Genomic DNA, 14,153 nt, shown 5'->3' on the forward strand with positions numbered 1-14,153 from the left:
CCCGCGCCGGGTTCCGCCCGCCGGTCGCCCGCTACGGCTTGCAGACCTTCGTCAGTTCGCCGGCCGCGTCCGTGACCCCGCTGATGTCGGGTGTCCTGTCGCCGTTCTGGACGGCCGTCTGGACCTTGGCCAGGGCTCCGCGCATGTCCTGGGTCGCCTTGTCGAGGTCGGCGTTGTCCGTCTTGCTGTGGATCTTGTCGAGGTTGTTCCCGATGGACGTGATGGCCGCGTCGATCTGTGCCGGGTCGTTCGACGCCTTCTCCACGGCCTGCTGGAGGTCGGTGACGCTGTCGGCGATGGTGTCGGCGGTCTGGACGCAGTCCAGGGCCTTGTTCATCGAGTCGCAGCCGGCGAGCAGGGCGGCGGCGAGTGCGGTGGTCGCGGCTGCGGCGGCGATGGCGGTGCTGCGACGGCCTCGGCGTCGGTCGGCGGCCATGGCGGTGTTCCCCTCCCGTTGTGTACGACTGGCCGGGCGCACGGTGGTGATGCCGTGCGCCCGTATCCATAGGGACGCGGGGTCCGCCGCTCGGGTTGCCCTGCCGTACCTCCGCTTTTTGGTTCCCCTTTACTTTGCCGCGAGGGTGGCTTCGAGTGCCGCCCGCTGGATGGCGGCGAGTTCGGTGCAGCCGGTGACCGCGAGGTCGAGGAGGGCGTTGAGTTCGTCGCGGGCGAAGGGTTCGGCCTCGGCGGTGCCCTGGACCTCGACGAAGCGGCCGTCGCCGGTGCAGACGACGTTCATGTCGGTGTCGGCCTTGACGTCTTCCTCGTAGCGGAGGTCGAGGAGGGGGACTCCGCCGACGATGCCGACCGAGACGGCGGAGACCGTGCCGGTCAGGGGCTGGCGGCCGGCCTTGATGAGCTTGCGTTCCTTGGCCCAGGCGACGGCGTCGGCCAGCGCCACGTAGGCGCCGGTGATGGCGGCGGTGCGGGTGCCGCCGTCGGCCTGGAGGACGTCGCAGTCGAGGACGATGGTGTTCTCGCCGAGGGCCTTGTAGTCGATGACCGCGCGCAGGGAGCGGCCGATGAGGCGGGAGATCTCGTGGGTGCGGCCGCCGATCTTGCCCTTGACGGACTCGCGGTCGCCGCGGGTGTTGGTGGCGCGGGGGAGCATGGCGTACTCGGCGGTGACCCAGCCCTCGCCGCTGCCCTTGCGCCAGCGGGGGACGCCTTCGGTGACGGAGGCGGTGCAGAAGACCTTGGTGTCGCCGAAGGAGACGAGGACGGAGCCCTCGGCGTGCTTGCTCCAGCCGCGTTCGATGGTGACCGGGCGGAGTTGTTCGGGGGTGCGGCCGTCGATTCGAGACATGGCCATGAGCCTATCGGGAGCGACGGAAGGGGCTCCGCCCGAGGCGGGAGGAGCCCCTTCGGGGTGAACCGCGAGGTTCACATCATGTCTTCGATATCCGCGGCGATCGGGTCGGCGTCGGTGCCGATGACGACCTGGATGGCGGTGCCCATCTTGACGACGCCGTGGGCGCCGGCGGCCTTCAGGGCGGCTTCGTCGACCAGGTCGGGGTTGATCACCTCGGTGCGCAGTCGGGTGATGCAGCCCTCGATCTCCTCGATGTTCTCGATGCCTCCGAGCCCGGCGACGATCTTCTCAGCCTTGGTGGCCATGTGTTCTCTCCCTGATCCGAACCGCTTTGTCGCAGTAACCCACAGTTGGCCCATCTTTGCGAGCGGTCGTGCCGCGCGTGCCGAATGATGGCGAGCATCGCGGCGGAACCGTCTGTCGACTGGTCTACACCAGCTGACACCCGGTCGACAAACCCCCCATGGCCCAAAGGACGTGTCCATGAGTGCCGAGAGCGCCGGCAGTACGGTCGGTCCCGCGCGGGTGCGGTGGCACGCCCTTTTCCAGGGGCTGCAGAAGATGGGGCGGAGTCTTCAGCTGCCGATCGCGGTGCTGCCGGCGGCGGGCATCCTCAACCGGCTTGGCCAGCCGGACGTCTTCGGCGACCAGGGTCTCGGCTGGACGGTCGTCTCCAAGGTGATGAAGGGCGCGGGCGGGGCGCTCCTCGACAGTTCGGTCGGGTTGCCGTTGCTGTTCTGCGTCGGGGTCGCGATCGGTATGGCGAAGAAGGCGGACGGGTCGACGGCGCTGGCGGCGGTGGCGGGTTTCCTCGTCTACTACGGGGTGCTGCACCAGTTCCCGATGGACTGCCCGGCCGGTTCGAAGACGCTGCCGGGCATCGGCTGCCAGGTCGCGGACGGGACGGTGTCGACGTTCACGTTCCAGAATCCGGGGGTGTTCGGCGGGATCGCGCTGGGGCTGCTGTCCGCTTTCTTCTGGGCCCGTTTCCATCGCACGAGGCTGGTGGACTGGCTCGGTTTCTTCAATGGGCGGCGGCTGGTCCCGATCATCATGTCGTTCGTGGCCATCGCTTTCGCCGCGTTGTGTCTGTGGGTCTGGCCGCCGGTCGGCAGCGGTCTGGAGAGCTTCGGTCACTGGCTGCGGGACGCGGGGTCGTGGGGTGCGGGAGTGTTCGGGGTCGCGAACCGGGCGTTGCTGGTGATCGGGCTGCACCAGTTCCTGAACGTGCCCATCTGGTTCCAGTTCGGCAGCTACACGACGCCCGACGGGCGGGTGGTGCACGGTGACATCAACATGTTCCTGGAGGGCGATCCGAGCGCCGGCCAGTTCACCTCGGGCTTCTTCCCGATCATGATGTTCGCGCTGCCGGCCGCCGCGCTGGCGATGACGCACTGTGCGAAGCCGCACCGCCGCAAGGAGGTGGGCGGTCTGATGATGTCGGTGGCGCTGACGTCGTTCGTGACGGGCATCACCGAGCCGCTGGAGTACTCGTTCATGTTCATCGCGCCCCTTCTGTACGCGGTGCACGCACTGCTGACGGGGGTGTCGATGGCGGTGACCTGGGGGCTCGGGGTGCACGACGGGTTCAGTTTCTCGGCGGGGCTGATCGACTACGTCATCAACTGGCATCTGGCGACGAAGCCTTGGCTGATCGTTCCGATCGGGCTGTGCTTCGCGGCGGTCTACTACGTCATCTTCCGCTTCGCCATCACGAGGTTCGATCTGAAGACGCCGGGAAGAGAGCCGGAGGACGAGGTGGAGGACGTCACGAAGGCGTGAGCGGACAGTCTTCGTATGGCCTACAGCACGTAGTGATGCGGTTGCGGAACTGACGGGTTCCTTATAACGCCCCCATCGTGTACAACAGGTCTACACCACTGAGTGGTGTAGACCATCACCGATGGAGGAAGTATGACAACCGCCACCGCAACGGCGGCCCCCACAAAGAAGTGGGGTTCCGGTCTGTTCCAGGGTCTGCAGAAGGTCGGCCGAAGCCTTCAGCTCCCCATCGCCGTGCTGCCGGCGGCGGGCCTCCTGCTCCGCTTCGGCCAGCAGGACATCCACGACAAGCTGCATCTGCCCGACAAGGTCACGGCGGTGTTCGCCACCGCGGGCGGCGCGATCTTCGACAACCTGCCGCTGCTGTTCTGCGTCGGTGTCGCGATCGGCTTCGCCAAGAAGTCGGACGGCTCCACCGCGCTGGCCGCCCTGGTCGGCTTCCTTGTCTACAAGAACGTCCTGACCGCGTTCCCCGTCACCGAGGCGAAGGTGCAGGCCGGCGCGGACGTGGCCGCGACCTACAACAACCCCGGTGTGCTGGGCGGCCTGGTGATGGGTCTGCTGGGCGCGGTGGTCTGGCAGCGCTTCCACCGGACCAGGCTGGTGGACTGGCTCGGCTTCTTCAACGGCCGCCGGCTCGTCCCGATCATCATGGCCTTCGTCGGCACGGTCATGGGTGTCTTCTTCGGTCTGATCTGGAAGCCCGTCGGTGACGGCATCTCCGACTTCGGCAAGTGGATCACCGGCCTCGGCGCCTTCGGAGCCGGTCTGTTCGGTCTGATCAACCGAGCGCTGATCCCGGTCGGCATGCACCAGTTCGTGAACACCGTCTCCTGGTTCCAGATCGGTGACTACAAGACCGCGAGCGGCACGATCGTCCACGGCGACCTGACCCGCTTCTTCGCCGGTGACCCGACGGCCGGTCAGTTCATGTCCGGCTTCTTCCCCATCATGATGTTCGGCCTGCCGGCCGCCGCCCTGGCCATCGCGCACACCGCCCGCCCGGAGCGCCGCGCGGCCGTCATGGGCATGATGCTGTCGATGGCGCTGACCTCCTTCGTGACCGGTGTGACCGAGCCGATCGAGTTCACGTTCATGTTCATCGCGCCGCTGCTGTACGTGATCCACGCGGTGCTCACCGCCCTGTCGATGGCGATCACCTGGGCGCTCGGGGTGCACGCGGGCTTCACCTTCTCCGCGGGTGTCATCGACTACATACTCAACTGGAACCTGGCGACCAAGCCCTGGCTGATCATCCCGATCGGCCTGGTGTTCGGAGCGATCTACTACTTCGTCTTCCGCTTCGCCATCGTCCGCTTCAACCTCCCCACTCCGGGCCGCGAGCCCGAGGAGGAGCTGGAGGACATCACGAAGGCGTGAGGTCCCTCAAGGCGTGAGTCCCCCACGGGGTGACGAAGGCCCCCGCAGCCCGGCGGCTGCGGGGGCCTTTGCCGTACCTGCGGACCTGAACTCCGCGGTACGACGGTCAGATCTCGTACGTCACCCTCGGCGCCGCGAGTTCCACCGGGCCGTCGAAGGCCTCGCGGGCGTCGGCGAGGTTGACGGCGGGGTCGGTCCACGGCGGGATGTGGGTGAGGACCAGCTTGCGGGCGCCGGCGCGGGCGGCCGTCTCCCCTGCCTCGCGGCCGTTGAGGTGCAGGTCCGGGATGTTCTCCTTGCCGTGCGTGAAGGCGGCCTCGCACAGGAACAGGTCGGTGTCCCGGGCCAGGTCCTCCAGCGCGTCCGTGACACCGGTGTCGCCCGAGTACGTCAGGGACTTCCCGGCGTGTTCGACGCGGATGCCGTATGCCTCCACGGGGTGGCGGACCCGCTCGGTGTGGACCGTGAAGGGTCCGACGTCGAACGTGGACGGCTTCACCGTGTGGAAGTCGAAGACCTCGCTCATCGAGGAGGCTGTGGGGGTGTCGGCGTAGGCGGTGGTGAGGCGGTGCTCGGTGCCCTCGGGGCCGTAGACCGGGATCGGCGGGCACGGGCCGCCGTCGTGGCGGTAGTAGCGCGCCACGAAATAGGCGCACATGTCGATGCAGTGGTCGGCGTGCAGATGGCTCAGGAAGATCGCGTCGAGGTCGTAGAGACCGCAGTGGCGCTGCAGCTCGCCCAGGGCGCCGTTGCCCATGTCGAGGAGCAGCCGGAAGCCGTCGGCCTCTACGAGGTAGCTCGAGCAGGCCGATTCCGCGGACGGGAACGACCCCGAGCAGCCGACGACGGTGAGCTTCATGAAGCAGAAACCTCCGTTGGCGGTGACCCGGAAGGACCGGGAACCGGAGTCGGGAATGGGGTATGGCGGGGGTCGTGCGGTTTGTCGAGCGTAAGGCGCAAAAGAGCCGGTCGCTCCTCTACCAGGGGCCGTTGTGGGCGAACTCACCTGTGGTGTCACCGGTTCGGCTGGACCCGCGGCGCATAAGGATTGCGAGAGGGCGCGCGTCGATTATCTCGCGCCGGTAACGTCGTCGTATGGACACGTCATGGTGGCTCGCGCTCGCGGCGGTGGTCCTGCTCGCGTTGGTCGCCACGCTCGTCGACGGATGGGGCAGGGGTCACCGTCCGCGCGGGCACCGGACCCGGCCGCCGGGGCATCCACGGGGCACCCGCGAGCAGACCGGACATCCCCACCCGGGGGACATCTGGTGGGCCAACGTGCCCTACGAGGACGGCCCGGAGGCCAAGGACCGGCCCTGTCTGGTGCTGGCCGTGCACGGGAACCGGGCGACCATCGCGAAGATCACCAGCAAGTACCACGACGAGCGGGCCGGGGTGATCCCGCTGCCGCCGGGCTCGGTCGGGGACGCCCAGGGCCGGCCGAGCTTCCTGGAGACGGACGAGCTGCGCGAGATCGCGGTGTGGGAGTTCCGGCGCCGGGTGGGCGTGGTCGACCCGGTGCTGTGGGACCAGGTCCGGCACCTGGCGAAGTGAGGCTCAGCCCACCTTCACGCCGAGCCCGCCTTCGCGCTCAGCCCACCTTCACGGTGACGTGCCACTCCTGGATGCCCTTGCAGGAGACCTGGCCGGGCGCGGTGGGTTCGGCGCACAGCGGGCGGGTCGAGGTGAGGGTGACGGTGCCGGCGGCGATGGCCTGGTAGGCGGCTCCGGCGTCGCCGCCGCGGAGCATGATGCCGTAGTTCATGGGCTTCAGGGCGCCTGTGTCGCCGGCCTCGGCGATCTTCTTCCAGGGGCGCTGCTCGGTGCCGGTCAGGGTGATCCGGAAGGTGCCGTCGGCGGCCAGGCAGTAGGTACGGCCGCTGTCGGCGGCGGTGAGCTCGGAGGTCAGAGGCGTGCAGCCGCCCGAGGAGCCACTGGCACTCGGGCTCGGGCTGGGGCTGGCGCTCGTGCCGGGGCTGGAGGCGGTGGGCGAGGGAGACACCGCGCCGCTGCCCTTGCCGTCGCTCCCGCTCTGCGAGCCGCAGCCCGCCAGCAGGAGCAGGGTGGCCGTGGCGAGCGACGCGCGGTGGAACGTCGTACGGCGCATGAGGTGTCCGCCTTTCCGTCGGGGAACGGACCCTTGATGCCGATATGACGTAGCCGCCCGTCATACGGATCCCGCACCCGGACGGCTTCCGGGGGCGGGATCCGGTCACTTCAGGGCGCGGGTCAGCTGGTCGTCACGGCGGTGTCGTCGATGACGAAGCTGGTCTGGAGCGAGGAGTCCTCGACACCGCTGAACTTCAGGGTGACGGTCGAGCCCGCGTAGGACCCGAGGCTGAAGGACTTCTGCACATAGCCGGAGGCCGCGTTGAGGTTCGAGTACGTGGCCAGGGTGGTCGAACCGGCGGTCACCGTCAGCTTGTCGTACTGGGTGCTGGTGGTGGTCTCGGCGGTGTCGATGTGCAGGTAGAAGGTGAACGTGGTGTTGGTGCAGGCGGACGGGATGGTCACCGACTGGGAGAGCGTGTCGGTGTGGGTGGAGCCGTAGCCGTCGAGCCAGGCGTAGTAGGAGCCGGCGTGCGCCGACTCGCTGCTGGAGTTGGTGATGACCCCGCTGGAGGCGGTCCAGGTGGTGTTGCCCGACTCGAAGCCGGGGTTGCCGAGCAGCTGGGACGAGGTGCAGGAGCCGCTGCCGCTGGTGCTGACGGTCCAGGTGAAGGAGGCCGAGCCGGAGGCGCCGGTGGAGTCGGTCGCGGTGACGGTCGTGCTGTAGGTGCCCGCGGTGGACGCCGTGCCGGAGATCAGGCCGGTCGAGCTGGAGATGGACAGGCCGGTGGGCAGGCCGCTGGCGCTGTAGGTGAGGGTGGCGCTGGCGCTGTCGGTCGCCGAGATCTGGAGGCTGACCGAGGAGCCGGTGGCGGTGGACTGGCTGCCCGGGTTGGTGACGGTCACCGTGTTGCCGCCGCTGCTGGTGCCGGCGGCGAAGGCGGTGGTGCCGTTCGGGGTGCCCCAGCCGGTCGGGCCGTCGTAGCCGGTCCCGGCGGTGCAGAAGTAGGCGGTGGAGCAGGAGCCGTTGCTGCCGCTGGTGACGTCGTACAGGTTGCTGGTGTGGCTGTAGGGGTACTTCGCCGGGTAGTCGCTGGTGCCCGGGGTGCCCGCGAGGGCGTAGACGCCGGCGATGATCGGCGAGGAGGCGCTGGTGCCGCCGTAGACCGCCCAGCCGGAGCCGCCGTAGGTGTCGTAGACCGCGACACCGGTGGCCGGGTCGGCGACCGCGGAGACGTCGGCCTCCATGCGCTTGGTGCAGCCGGTGTCGGTCTGCCAGCTCGGCTTGGAGTCGTAGGAGGAGCAGCCGGAGCCGGTGCCCTCGGAGGAGCTCGTGTACCAGACGGACTCGGACCAGCCGCGGGTGCTGGAGGAGGTGGAGAGTGCGGTGCCGCCGACGGCGGTCACGTACTGGGAGGTCGCCGGGTACTCGGCGCCGTAGTCGCTGTCACCGGCGGAGACGGTGATCGCGACACCCGGGTGCTTGAAGTACGAGGTGTCCTCGGTGGTCTGCGAGGAGGACTCGGAGCCGCCCCAGCTGTTGGAGACGAACTTGGCGCCGAGCGCGACGGCCTCGTTCTCGGCGGTGCCGAGGTCGGAGTCGGTGGCGGAGCTGGCCTCGACGAGGTCGATGTTGCAGTTGGGGCAGACCGCGCTGACCATGTCGATGTCGAGCGCTTCCTCGCCGGCCCAGCCGGTGTCGTTCGTCGGCAGCGAGGTGGTCGAGCCGGTCTGGCTGACCTGCTTGAAGCAGCCGTTGGCGACGGTGCACGCCGACAGGCCGTACTGGGAGCGGTAAGTGGCCAGGTCGGAGGCCGCGTTGGGGTCGTTGTAGGCGTCGACCACGGCAACGGTCAGGCCGGAGCCGCCGGTTGAGGGCAGGTTGTAGGCGCTGTGCAGGTTGGTGGGGCTCAGCCCGGAGGGGGCGGCGGCGAGCGCGGCGGACAGCTGCTGCTTGATGTCGGTGCGGCGCTGCGCGAAGCAGTTGGCCTGACCGGGCTTGGAGACGGTGGCGCACAGGTGCTTGGTGGGCACCTTCTGCCCGGCCTTGCCGGTGCTGTGCACGGCCTGCCGGGCGGGGTCGGTCAGGGCCTTGGAGTTCTGCGCGACCCGGGAGGTCTGGGACGCCTGGGCGATCTGGGGGGCGGGTGCCTGTGCCTGTGCGGTCGGTGCCGCGACGAAACCGGAGACGGCGAGGGCGAGAGCGGGGAAGGCGAAGGCGAGGAGTCTTCGCACGCTCCGTCGTGATTCACGCATGGGGGTACTGCCTCCATCGGTGGGGTTACAAGGCAGGCCCGTGACGCGCGTAGCGGCGGCAGAGTGCGCAGTCATGAGCATGACACTTCGAACACCCTGGGATGCCGATGTGCGTGGCATGACAGGACGGTGCAGAACCTAACGGGGTTCGGTCGAGACCGGTTCCCCCGCGCGAAGATCTTTACTGCGGCGTAGGGGGCGCTTGGCCCCCTCATGAGAGGGGGTTGGCGCGTACATGATGAGGGCTATGCCCAGAGCTGACCCTGGAGGGTCTCGATGGCTTCCTCGGTCGTGGCGGCGGTGTAGACGCCGGTCGACAGGTACTTCCAGCCGCCGTCGGCGACGACGAACACGATGTCGGCGCTCTCGCCGGCCTGTACGGCCTTCCTGCCGACGCCGATCGCGGCGTGCAGCGCGGCGCCGGTGGAGACGCCCGCGAAGATGCCCTCCTGCTGCAGGAGCTCCCGGGTCCGGGTCACGGCGTCCGCCGAGCCGACCGAGAAGCGGGTGGTGAGCACGGAGGCGTCGTAGAGCTCGGGCACGAAGCCCTCGTCGAGGTTGCGCAGCCCGTACACGAGGTCGTCGTACCGCGGCTCCGCGGCGACGATCTTCACATCCGGCTTGTGCTCACGCAGATAGCGGCCGACGCCCATCAGCGTGCCCGTCGTGCCGAGCCCCGCGACGAAGTGCGTGACGGACGGCAGGTCGGCGAGGATCTCCGGGCCGGTCGTCGCGTAGTGCGCACCGGCGTTGTCCGGGTTGCCGTACTGGTACAACATCACCCAGTCCGGGTGCTCGGCGGCAATCTCTTTCGCCACCCGCACGGCGGTGTTGGAACCGCCCGCCGCCGGGCTGGAGATGATCTCCGCGCCCCACATCCCCAGCAGGTCACGGCGCTCCTGCGAGGTGTTCTCGGGCATCACGCAGACCATCCGGTAGCCCTTGAGCTTGGCGGCCATCGCCAGCGAGATACCGGTGTTGCCGGAGGTCGGCTCCAGGATGGTGCAGCCCGGGGTGAGCCGGCCGTCCTTCTCCGCCTGCTCGATCATGTGCAGGGCGGGGCGGTCCTTGACCGAGCCGGTCGGGTTGCGGTCCTCCAGCTTGGCCCAGATCCGGACGTCGGCGGACGGCGAGAGCCGCGGCAGGCGCACCAGGGGGGTGTTGCCGACCGCGGCCAACGGGGAGTCGTAGCGCATGCCGATCTCAGGCCATGCCGCCGGCGACCGCCGGCAGGATCGTCACGGTGTCGCCGTCGCTGAGCTTGGTGTTGATGCCGTCGAGGAACCGGACGTCCTCGTCGTTCAGGTACACGTTCACGAAGCGGCGGAGCTTGCCGTCGTCCACGATGCGGGCGTGGATGCCGGTGTGCCGGGACTCGAGGTCGTTGAAGAGGTCGGCGAGGGTGTCACCGCCGCCCTCCACCGCCTTCTGACCGTCGGTGTACTGGCGGAGGATGGTCGGGATGCGGACCTCGATGGCCATGGCTCAGGGCTCCTGTCGGAAAGTCTGGGTGGGTGGGCGCGCAGCGGCACGCCGCGGCTCACGGCCGTACGGCGGCAGGGAACGTCAACAGATGGCGCTGTTCAGCCTGCACAGGTCGACGTGCAGCCGCGCCACGAGCATGCTGCCCGGCGCCTTGTCGCTCACGTCGTAGGAAACCATGGGGTCATCGTATCGATTCCCGACCGGGGTCCTGGAGTGTGATCCCATATACCGGACGGATTCCGGCCGCACTCTGAGACGAGGCTGGCGGCGGCCACCCCGGGGCGCGGGGTCACGTCTCCAACGCCGGCCAGGGGCAGCCCACCCAGGGGCGCGGGGAACTGCGCGACCAGCCCCCACCGGCCCGCAGGTGACCACCGCGCGGTCCGGCACCGCCGAAATCCGCCGTCGTGGCGAAGCGCCGCCGCGGCGGAGAGATGTGGCCGACGAGAGAAACGGGAGCGGCGGGGAAGCCTGTCGACGGCGGAGAGGACAGGGCGAGCACCGGGGCCGTGAGAGGCCGGTCGGCCGGGCCTCAGTACGCCTCGACGATCGTGAGTTCTTCCTCTGTGATCTCGCCCTCCACGATGCGGTAGGAGCGGAACTGGAAGTCGCCCAGGCCGTCGGTGTCGGCTGTCGAGACGAGGACGTAGTGGGCGCCGGGCTCGTTCGCGTAGGAGATGTCCGTGCGGGACGGGTACGCCTCCGTCGCCGTGTGGGAGTGGTAGATGACCACCGGTTCCTCGTCGCGGTCGTCCATCTCGCGGTAGAGCTTCAGGAGGTCGCCGGAGTCGAACTCGTAGAACGTCGGGGACATCGCCGCGTTCAGCATCGGGATGAAGCGCTCGGGGCGGTCCGAGCCCGCCGGGCCCGCGATGACGCCGCACGCCTCGTCGGGGTGGTCCTTGCGCGCGTGGGCGACGATCTGGTCGACGAGGGCCTGGGTGATGGTCAGCATGTCGGTCAGGATAAGCAGAAGGGCCGTCCCGTACCGAAGGCTGGTACGGGACGGCCCAGATGCCGGACGTCCTGAGCGGCTGCCGCGGGGAACGCCACGAGTGCTCCCCGGGGCGGACGTCCGGAGGGGGTGGTCAGCTGACCTTCGCCGGCGACGGCTGCTCGCGCCGCTCGGTGATCTCCGGGTTGCGGTTCTTCAGGACCAGCCAGCCGGCGCCGAGCGCGGCGGCCCAGCCGGCCATCACGTAGAGGCAGACGCGGGAGTCGGCGTCGTACGCGATCAGGCCGGTGACGAAGAGCAGGAAGGCGATGGCGATCCAGCTGCACACCGCGCCGCCCGGGGCCGGGAAGGAGGAGGCGGGCAGGCGGCCCGCGTCGACCGCGCGGCGGTAGCGGACGTGGCTGATCAGGATCATCAGCCAGGTCCAGATGCCGGCCGCGGTGGCGACGGAGGTGACGTAGCCGAACGCCTTCTCCGGGACGATGTAGTTGAGGACCACGCCGATGCCCATGAAGAGGACCGAGACCGTGACGCCGATCGCCGGGGTCTTGGACGCGGACAGCCGGCGGAACACGGCCGGCGCCTCGCCGCTGTCGGCGAGGGTGCGCAGCATCCGGCCCGTGGAGTACATGCCGGAGTTGCAGGAGGACAGGGCGGCGGTCAGCACGACGAAGTTGACGATGCCGGCGCCCGCCGGGATGCCGATCTTCGCGAAGGCGGCGACGAAGGGCGAGACCCCCGGGGCGAACTCGGTCCACTTGACGACACAGAGGATCACCGTGAGCGCGCCGACGTAGAAGAGGGCGATGCGCCAGGGGAGCGTGTTGATCGCCTTGGGGAGGGTCTTCTCGGGGTTCTCCGACTCACCGGCGGTGACGCCGACCAGCTCGACCGCGAGGTAGGCGAACATGACGCCCTGCAGGGTCATCAGGGAGGAGCCGATGCCCTTGGGGAAGAAGCCGTCGAACTGGTAGAGGTTCGCGACCGACGCGGTGTCACCGGCGCTGCTGAAGCCGAAGGTCAGGACGCCGAGGCCGATCACGATCATGCCGATCAGGGCGGTGACCTTGACCATGGAGAACCAGAACTCCAGCTCTCCGAACACCTTCACGGAGATCAGGTTGACCCCGAAGAGGACCACCAGGAAGACCAGGGCCGTCACCCACTGCGGGATCGACGGGAACCAGTAGTGGACGTAGATCGCTGCGGCGGTCAGCTCGGCCATGCCGGTGACGACCCACATCAGCCAGTACGTCCAGCCGGTGAAGTATCCGAAGAACGGGCCGAGGAACTCCCGGGAGTACTCGGCGAAGGAGCCGGAGACCGGGCGGTAGAGCAGGAGCTCGCCGAGGGCCCGCATGATGAAGAAGACGATGGCGCCGGCGACGGCGTACATCAGGATCAGGCTGGGACCGGCCTTGGCGATGTTCGCCCCGGCGCCCAGGAAGAGGCCGACGCCGATGGCGCCGCCGATCGCGATCATCTGGACCTGACGGCTGCCGAGCCCGCGCTCGTACCCCTCTTCGGGGGCTTCGGAGGCGCTGGACGCCTTCTCCGATGTGTCGACCTGAGCGGAGGTCATGTGTGGTGCGCGCCTTTCTCCATGCCGAACCGGGCCTCTGGTCGGCCTCGGATCGGGTTTCGATCCCCCCGGATTGATGGAGCGGTGCCTGACCGGTGGTTGCCGGTTCGGTGGCGCACCCGGCCGTACACATGGGTGGTGTGTGCGCCGGGCGGTCGTGAAGATTTATCACGGCCGCAACGCTGATCACCGGGATCCGCCGAGAGGGATTGTGGCGCACGCCACTGGAAGAAGCGGACATAGTGCGGCCGAAACGGCCATACCAGGCCGCATCGGTGACAGGATCGTTATCCGGATTTGAGCGTCCTCTGAGCGAACACGAAATCCGGACCTTCTACGACATAAGGGTGGCGACCAGGGTCTCCTGGAGACCGCCGAGCCACAGGTACGCCATCACCATCGGCTTGCGCGGGTCCTCGTCCGGGAGCCGGTAGAGCAGATCGGTGTCGTCCTCGTCGGTGATGTCGAGGCGGGAGCCGATGGCGAGGCGCAGGTCGTTGAGGGCGCCGAGCCACTGCCGGGACTCGTCCGGGGACAGCTTGAGGACCGCACCGCCCTTCTCCACCGGAGCCAGCGCGTCCAGCGAGCGGATCACCGCGAGGGCGCTCTCCCTCTTGCCGGCCCGCAGGTCGTTCTCGGTGAAGCGGCGGAACTCGGAGGAATGGGCCCGCTGCTCCTCCGCCTCCTGCGAGGACTCCGGGAGCCGCTCCGGGTCGCAGTAGGCGTCCGGGAAGAGCCGGCGCAGCACCGGGTCGCTGGGCGCCTCGCTCGGGCCCTCGGCGAACAGTTCGGCGAGCGGGTCGTCGGGGGCGTCCTCGGCGGGGCCGGGTCCGATGAGCTCCAGGAGCTGGACGGCCAGCGACCGGATGATGGAGATCTCGACGTCGTCGAGCGCGACGGCGGCGCCGCCGCCGGGGAGCGGTTCGAAGATTCCTGGCATGGAGGGGATTCGCTGCTTCCGGTCCTGGTCGAGGAGGGGGCTGGGGCTACTTCCGGTCCTGCTGGAGGGTGGCCCACAGGCCGTAGCCGTGCATCGCCTGTACGTCGCGTTCCATCTCCTCGCGGCTGCCGCTGGAGACGACCGCCCGGCCCTTGTGGTGGACGTCCAGCATGAGCTTGGTGGCCTTGTCCTTGGGATAGCCGAAGTACGACTGGAAGACGTACGTCACATAGCTCATGAGGTTGACGGGGTCGTTGTGCACGATCGTGATCCACGGGACGTCGGGCTCAGGTACGGCGAAGGCCTCCTCCGCCGACTCGGTGCGTTCGATCTCTACGGGAGCGGGTGACGTCACATGGCCATGCTGCCACGCCGAGGAAAAATCGTCACACTGACGAAATGGGGGTAGCAT

16 protein-coding genes are annotated in these 14,153 nt (G+C 68.8%); 3 read left to right on the forward strand and 13 right to left on the reverse strand.

The features are described from left to right. Positions 1–31: 31 nt before the first annotated feature. The 3 genes from ACIRR9_RS17730 to ACIRR9_RS17740 form a co-directional block, all read right to left on the reverse strand. Positions 32–436, reverse strand: coding sequence for a hypothetical protein (locus tag ACIRR9_RS17730; RefSeq protein ID WP_403752229.1), 405 nt, complete (start codon positions 434–436; stop codon positions 32–34). A gap of 129 nt (positions 437–565) precedes the next feature. Beyond that, the gene (rph, locus tag ACIRR9_RS17735; protein ID WP_365338011.1) at positions 566–1,306 is read right to left on the reverse strand and encodes a ribonuclease PH; all 741 of its coding nucleotides are present in this window, start codon (positions 1,304–1,306) and stop codon (positions 566–568) included. Between the two features lie 77 nt (positions 1,307–1,383). Next, on the reverse strand, positions 1,384–1,617 hold the full coding sequence (locus ACIRR9_RS17740) for a PTS glucose/sucrose transporter subunit IIB (RefSeq protein ID WP_365338009.1): 234 nt from the start codon (positions 1,615–1,617) through the stop codon (positions 1,384–1,386). 178 nt (positions 1,618–1,795) lie between these two features. Here ACIRR9_RS17740 and ACIRR9_RS17745 point away from each other — a divergent pair, with 178 nt between their 5' ends. Together ACIRR9_RS17745 and ACIRR9_RS17750 are read left to right on the forward strand one after the other, a co-directional pair. Continuing rightward, positions 1,796–3,094: a PTS transporter subunit EIIC gene (locus ACIRR9_RS17745; protein WP_403752233.1), complete on the forward strand. Its 1,299-nt coding sequence runs from the start codon at positions 1,796–1,798 to the stop codon at positions 3,092–3,094. A 132-nt stretch (positions 3,095–3,226) separates the two neighbouring features. Beyond that, positions 3,227–4,474, forward strand: coding sequence for a PTS transporter subunit EIIC (locus ACIRR9_RS17750; protein ID WP_403752236.1), 1,248 nt, complete (start codon positions 3,227–3,229; stop codon positions 4,472–4,474). Between the two features lie 106 nt (positions 4,475–4,580). On the opposite strand, the gene ACIRR9_RS17755 is transcribed toward ACIRR9_RS17750, so the two are convergent. Next, positions 4,581–5,333 carry an MBL fold metallo-hydrolase gene (locus ACIRR9_RS17755; RefSeq protein ID WP_365338003.1) on the reverse strand — a complete coding sequence of 251 codons (753 nt, stop codon included), beginning with the start codon at positions 5,331–5,333 and terminating at the stop codon, positions 4,581–4,583. Between the two features lie 236 nt (positions 5,334–5,569). Between ACIRR9_RS17755 and ACIRR9_RS17760 the strand changes: the two genes are divergently transcribed. Beyond that, positions 5,570–6,028 (forward strand): type II toxin-antitoxin system PemK/MazF family toxin, encoded by a 459-nt coding sequence (locus tag ACIRR9_RS17760; RefSeq protein ID WP_403752239.1) that lies wholly within the window; start codon positions 5,570–5,572, stop codon positions 6,026–6,028. A 37-nt stretch (positions 6,029–6,065) separates the two neighbouring features. On the opposite strand, the gene ACIRR9_RS17765 is transcribed toward ACIRR9_RS17760, so the two are convergent. The 9 genes from ACIRR9_RS17765 to clpS form a co-directional block, all read right to left on the reverse strand. Beyond that, the gene (locus ACIRR9_RS17765) at positions 6,066–6,581 is read right to left on the reverse strand and encodes a hypothetical protein (protein ID WP_403752242.1); all 516 of its coding nucleotides are present in this window, start codon (positions 6,579–6,581) and stop codon (positions 6,066–6,068) included. Between the two features lie 122 nt (positions 6,582–6,703). Further along, a complete protein-coding gene (locus ACIRR9_RS17770) occupies positions 6,704–8,779 on the reverse strand; it encodes a putative Ig domain-containing protein (protein ID WP_403752245.1) in 2,076 nt (691 codons plus the stop codon). Positions 8,780–9,024: 245 nt separating this feature from the next. Then, positions 9,025–9,975, reverse strand: a complete 951-nt coding sequence (locus tag ACIRR9_RS17775; protein WP_365337995.1) for a cysteine synthase — start codon at positions 9,973–9,975, stop codon at positions 9,025–9,027. Positions 9,976–9,982: 7 nt separating this feature from the next. Further along, complete coding sequence (locus ACIRR9_RS17780) at positions 9,983–10,261, reverse strand: MoaD/ThiS family protein (protein WP_123976634.1); 279 nt, start codon at positions 10,259–10,261, stop codon at positions 9,983–9,985. Positions 10,262–10,345: 84 nt separating this feature from the next. Then, positions 10,346–10,441, reverse strand: coding sequence for a putative leader peptide (locus tag ACIRR9_RS17785; protein WP_311737230.1), 96 nt, complete (start codon positions 10,439–10,441; stop codon positions 10,346–10,348). Between the two features lie 355 nt (positions 10,442–10,796). Beyond that, positions 10,797–11,219 carry a Mov34/MPN/PAD-1 family protein gene (locus ACIRR9_RS17790; protein WP_123976633.1) on the reverse strand — a complete coding sequence of 141 codons (423 nt, stop codon included), beginning with the start codon at positions 11,217–11,219 and terminating at the stop codon, positions 10,797–10,799. Positions 11,220–11,352: 133 nt separating this feature from the next. Then, entirely contained in the window at positions 11,353–12,801 is a 1,449-nt protein-coding gene (locus ACIRR9_RS17795) for an amino acid permease (RefSeq protein WP_403752250.1), read from the reverse strand. Between the two features lie 334 nt (positions 12,802–13,135). Beyond that, positions 13,136–13,741 (reverse strand): DUF2017 domain-containing protein, encoded by a 606-nt coding sequence (locus ACIRR9_RS17800; protein WP_403752253.1) that lies wholly within the window; start codon positions 13,739–13,741, stop codon positions 13,136–13,138. A 46-nt stretch (positions 13,742–13,787) separates the two neighbouring features. Then, positions 13,788–14,153, reverse strand: coding sequence for an ATP-dependent Clp protease adapter ClpS (gene clpS / locus ACIRR9_RS17805; RefSeq protein WP_403752345.1), 366 nt, complete (start codon positions 14,151–14,153; stop codon positions 13,788–13,790).

This window comes from Streptomyces sp. NPDC101234 (genome assembly GCF_044767525.1).
GTDB classification, from domain to species: Bacteria; Actinomycetota; Actinomycetes; order Streptomycetales; family Streptomycetaceae; genus Streptomyces; species Streptomyces sasae.

Coding starts and splice junctions, on each gene's coding strand:
- ACIRR9_RS17770 (WP_403752245.1), bottom strand. CDS start 8,779: ATGCGTGAATCACGACGGAGCGTGCGAAGACTCCTCGCCTTCGCCTTC.
- ACIRR9_RS17785 (WP_311737230.1), bottom strand. CDS start 10,441: ATGGTTTCCTACGACGTGAGCGACAAGGCGCCGGGCAGCATGCTCGTG.
- clpS (WP_403752345.1), bottom strand. CDS start 14,153: ATGCTACCCCCATTTCGTCAGTGTGACGATTTTTCCTCGGCGTGGCAG.
- ACIRR9_RS17740 (WP_365338009.1), bottom strand. CDS start 1,617: ATGGCCACCAAGGCTGAGAAGATCGTCGCCGGGCTCGGAGGCATCGAG.
- ACIRR9_RS17790 (WP_123976633.1), bottom strand. CDS start 11,219: ATGCTGACCATCACCCAGGCCCTCGTCGACCAGATCGTCGCCCACGCG.
- ACIRR9_RS17765 (WP_403752242.1), bottom strand. CDS start 6,581: ATGCGCCGTACGACGTTCCACCGCGCGTCGCTCGCCACGGCCACCCTG.
- ACIRR9_RS17730 (WP_403752229.1), bottom strand. CDS start 436: ATGGCCGCCGACCGACGCCGAGGCCGTCGCAGCACCGCCATCGCCGCC.
- ACIRR9_RS17750 (WP_403752236.1), top strand. CDS start 3,227: ATGACAACCGCCACCGCAACGGCGGCCCCCACAAAGAAGTGGGGTTCC.
- ACIRR9_RS17780 (WP_123976634.1), bottom strand. CDS start 10,261: ATGGCCATCGAGGTCCGCATCCCGACCATCCTCCGCCAGTACACCGAC.
- ACIRR9_RS17775 (WP_365337995.1), bottom strand. CDS start 9,975: ATGCGCTACGACTCCCCGTTGGCCGCGGTCGGCAACACCCCCCTGGTG.
- rph (WP_365338011.1), bottom strand. CDS start 1,306: ATGTCTCGAATCGACGGCCGCACCCCCGAACAACTCCGCCCGGTCACC.
- ACIRR9_RS17800 (WP_403752253.1), bottom strand. CDS start 13,741: ATGCCAGGAATCTTCGAACCGCTCCCCGGCGGCGGCGCCGCCGTCGCG.
- ACIRR9_RS17755 (WP_365338003.1), bottom strand. CDS start 5,333: ATGAAGCTCACCGTCGTCGGCTGCTCGGGGTCGTTCCCGTCCGCGGAA.
- ACIRR9_RS17795 (WP_403752250.1), bottom strand. CDS start 12,801: ATGACCTCCGCTCAGGTCGACACATCGGAGAAGGCGTCCAGCGCCTCC.
- ACIRR9_RS17760 (WP_403752239.1), top strand. CDS start 5,570: ATGGACACGTCATGGTGGCTCGCGCTCGCGGCGGTGGTCCTGCTCGCG.
- ACIRR9_RS17745 (WP_403752233.1), top strand. CDS start 1,796: ATGAGTGCCGAGAGCGCCGGCAGTACGGTCGGTCCCGCGCGGGTGCGG.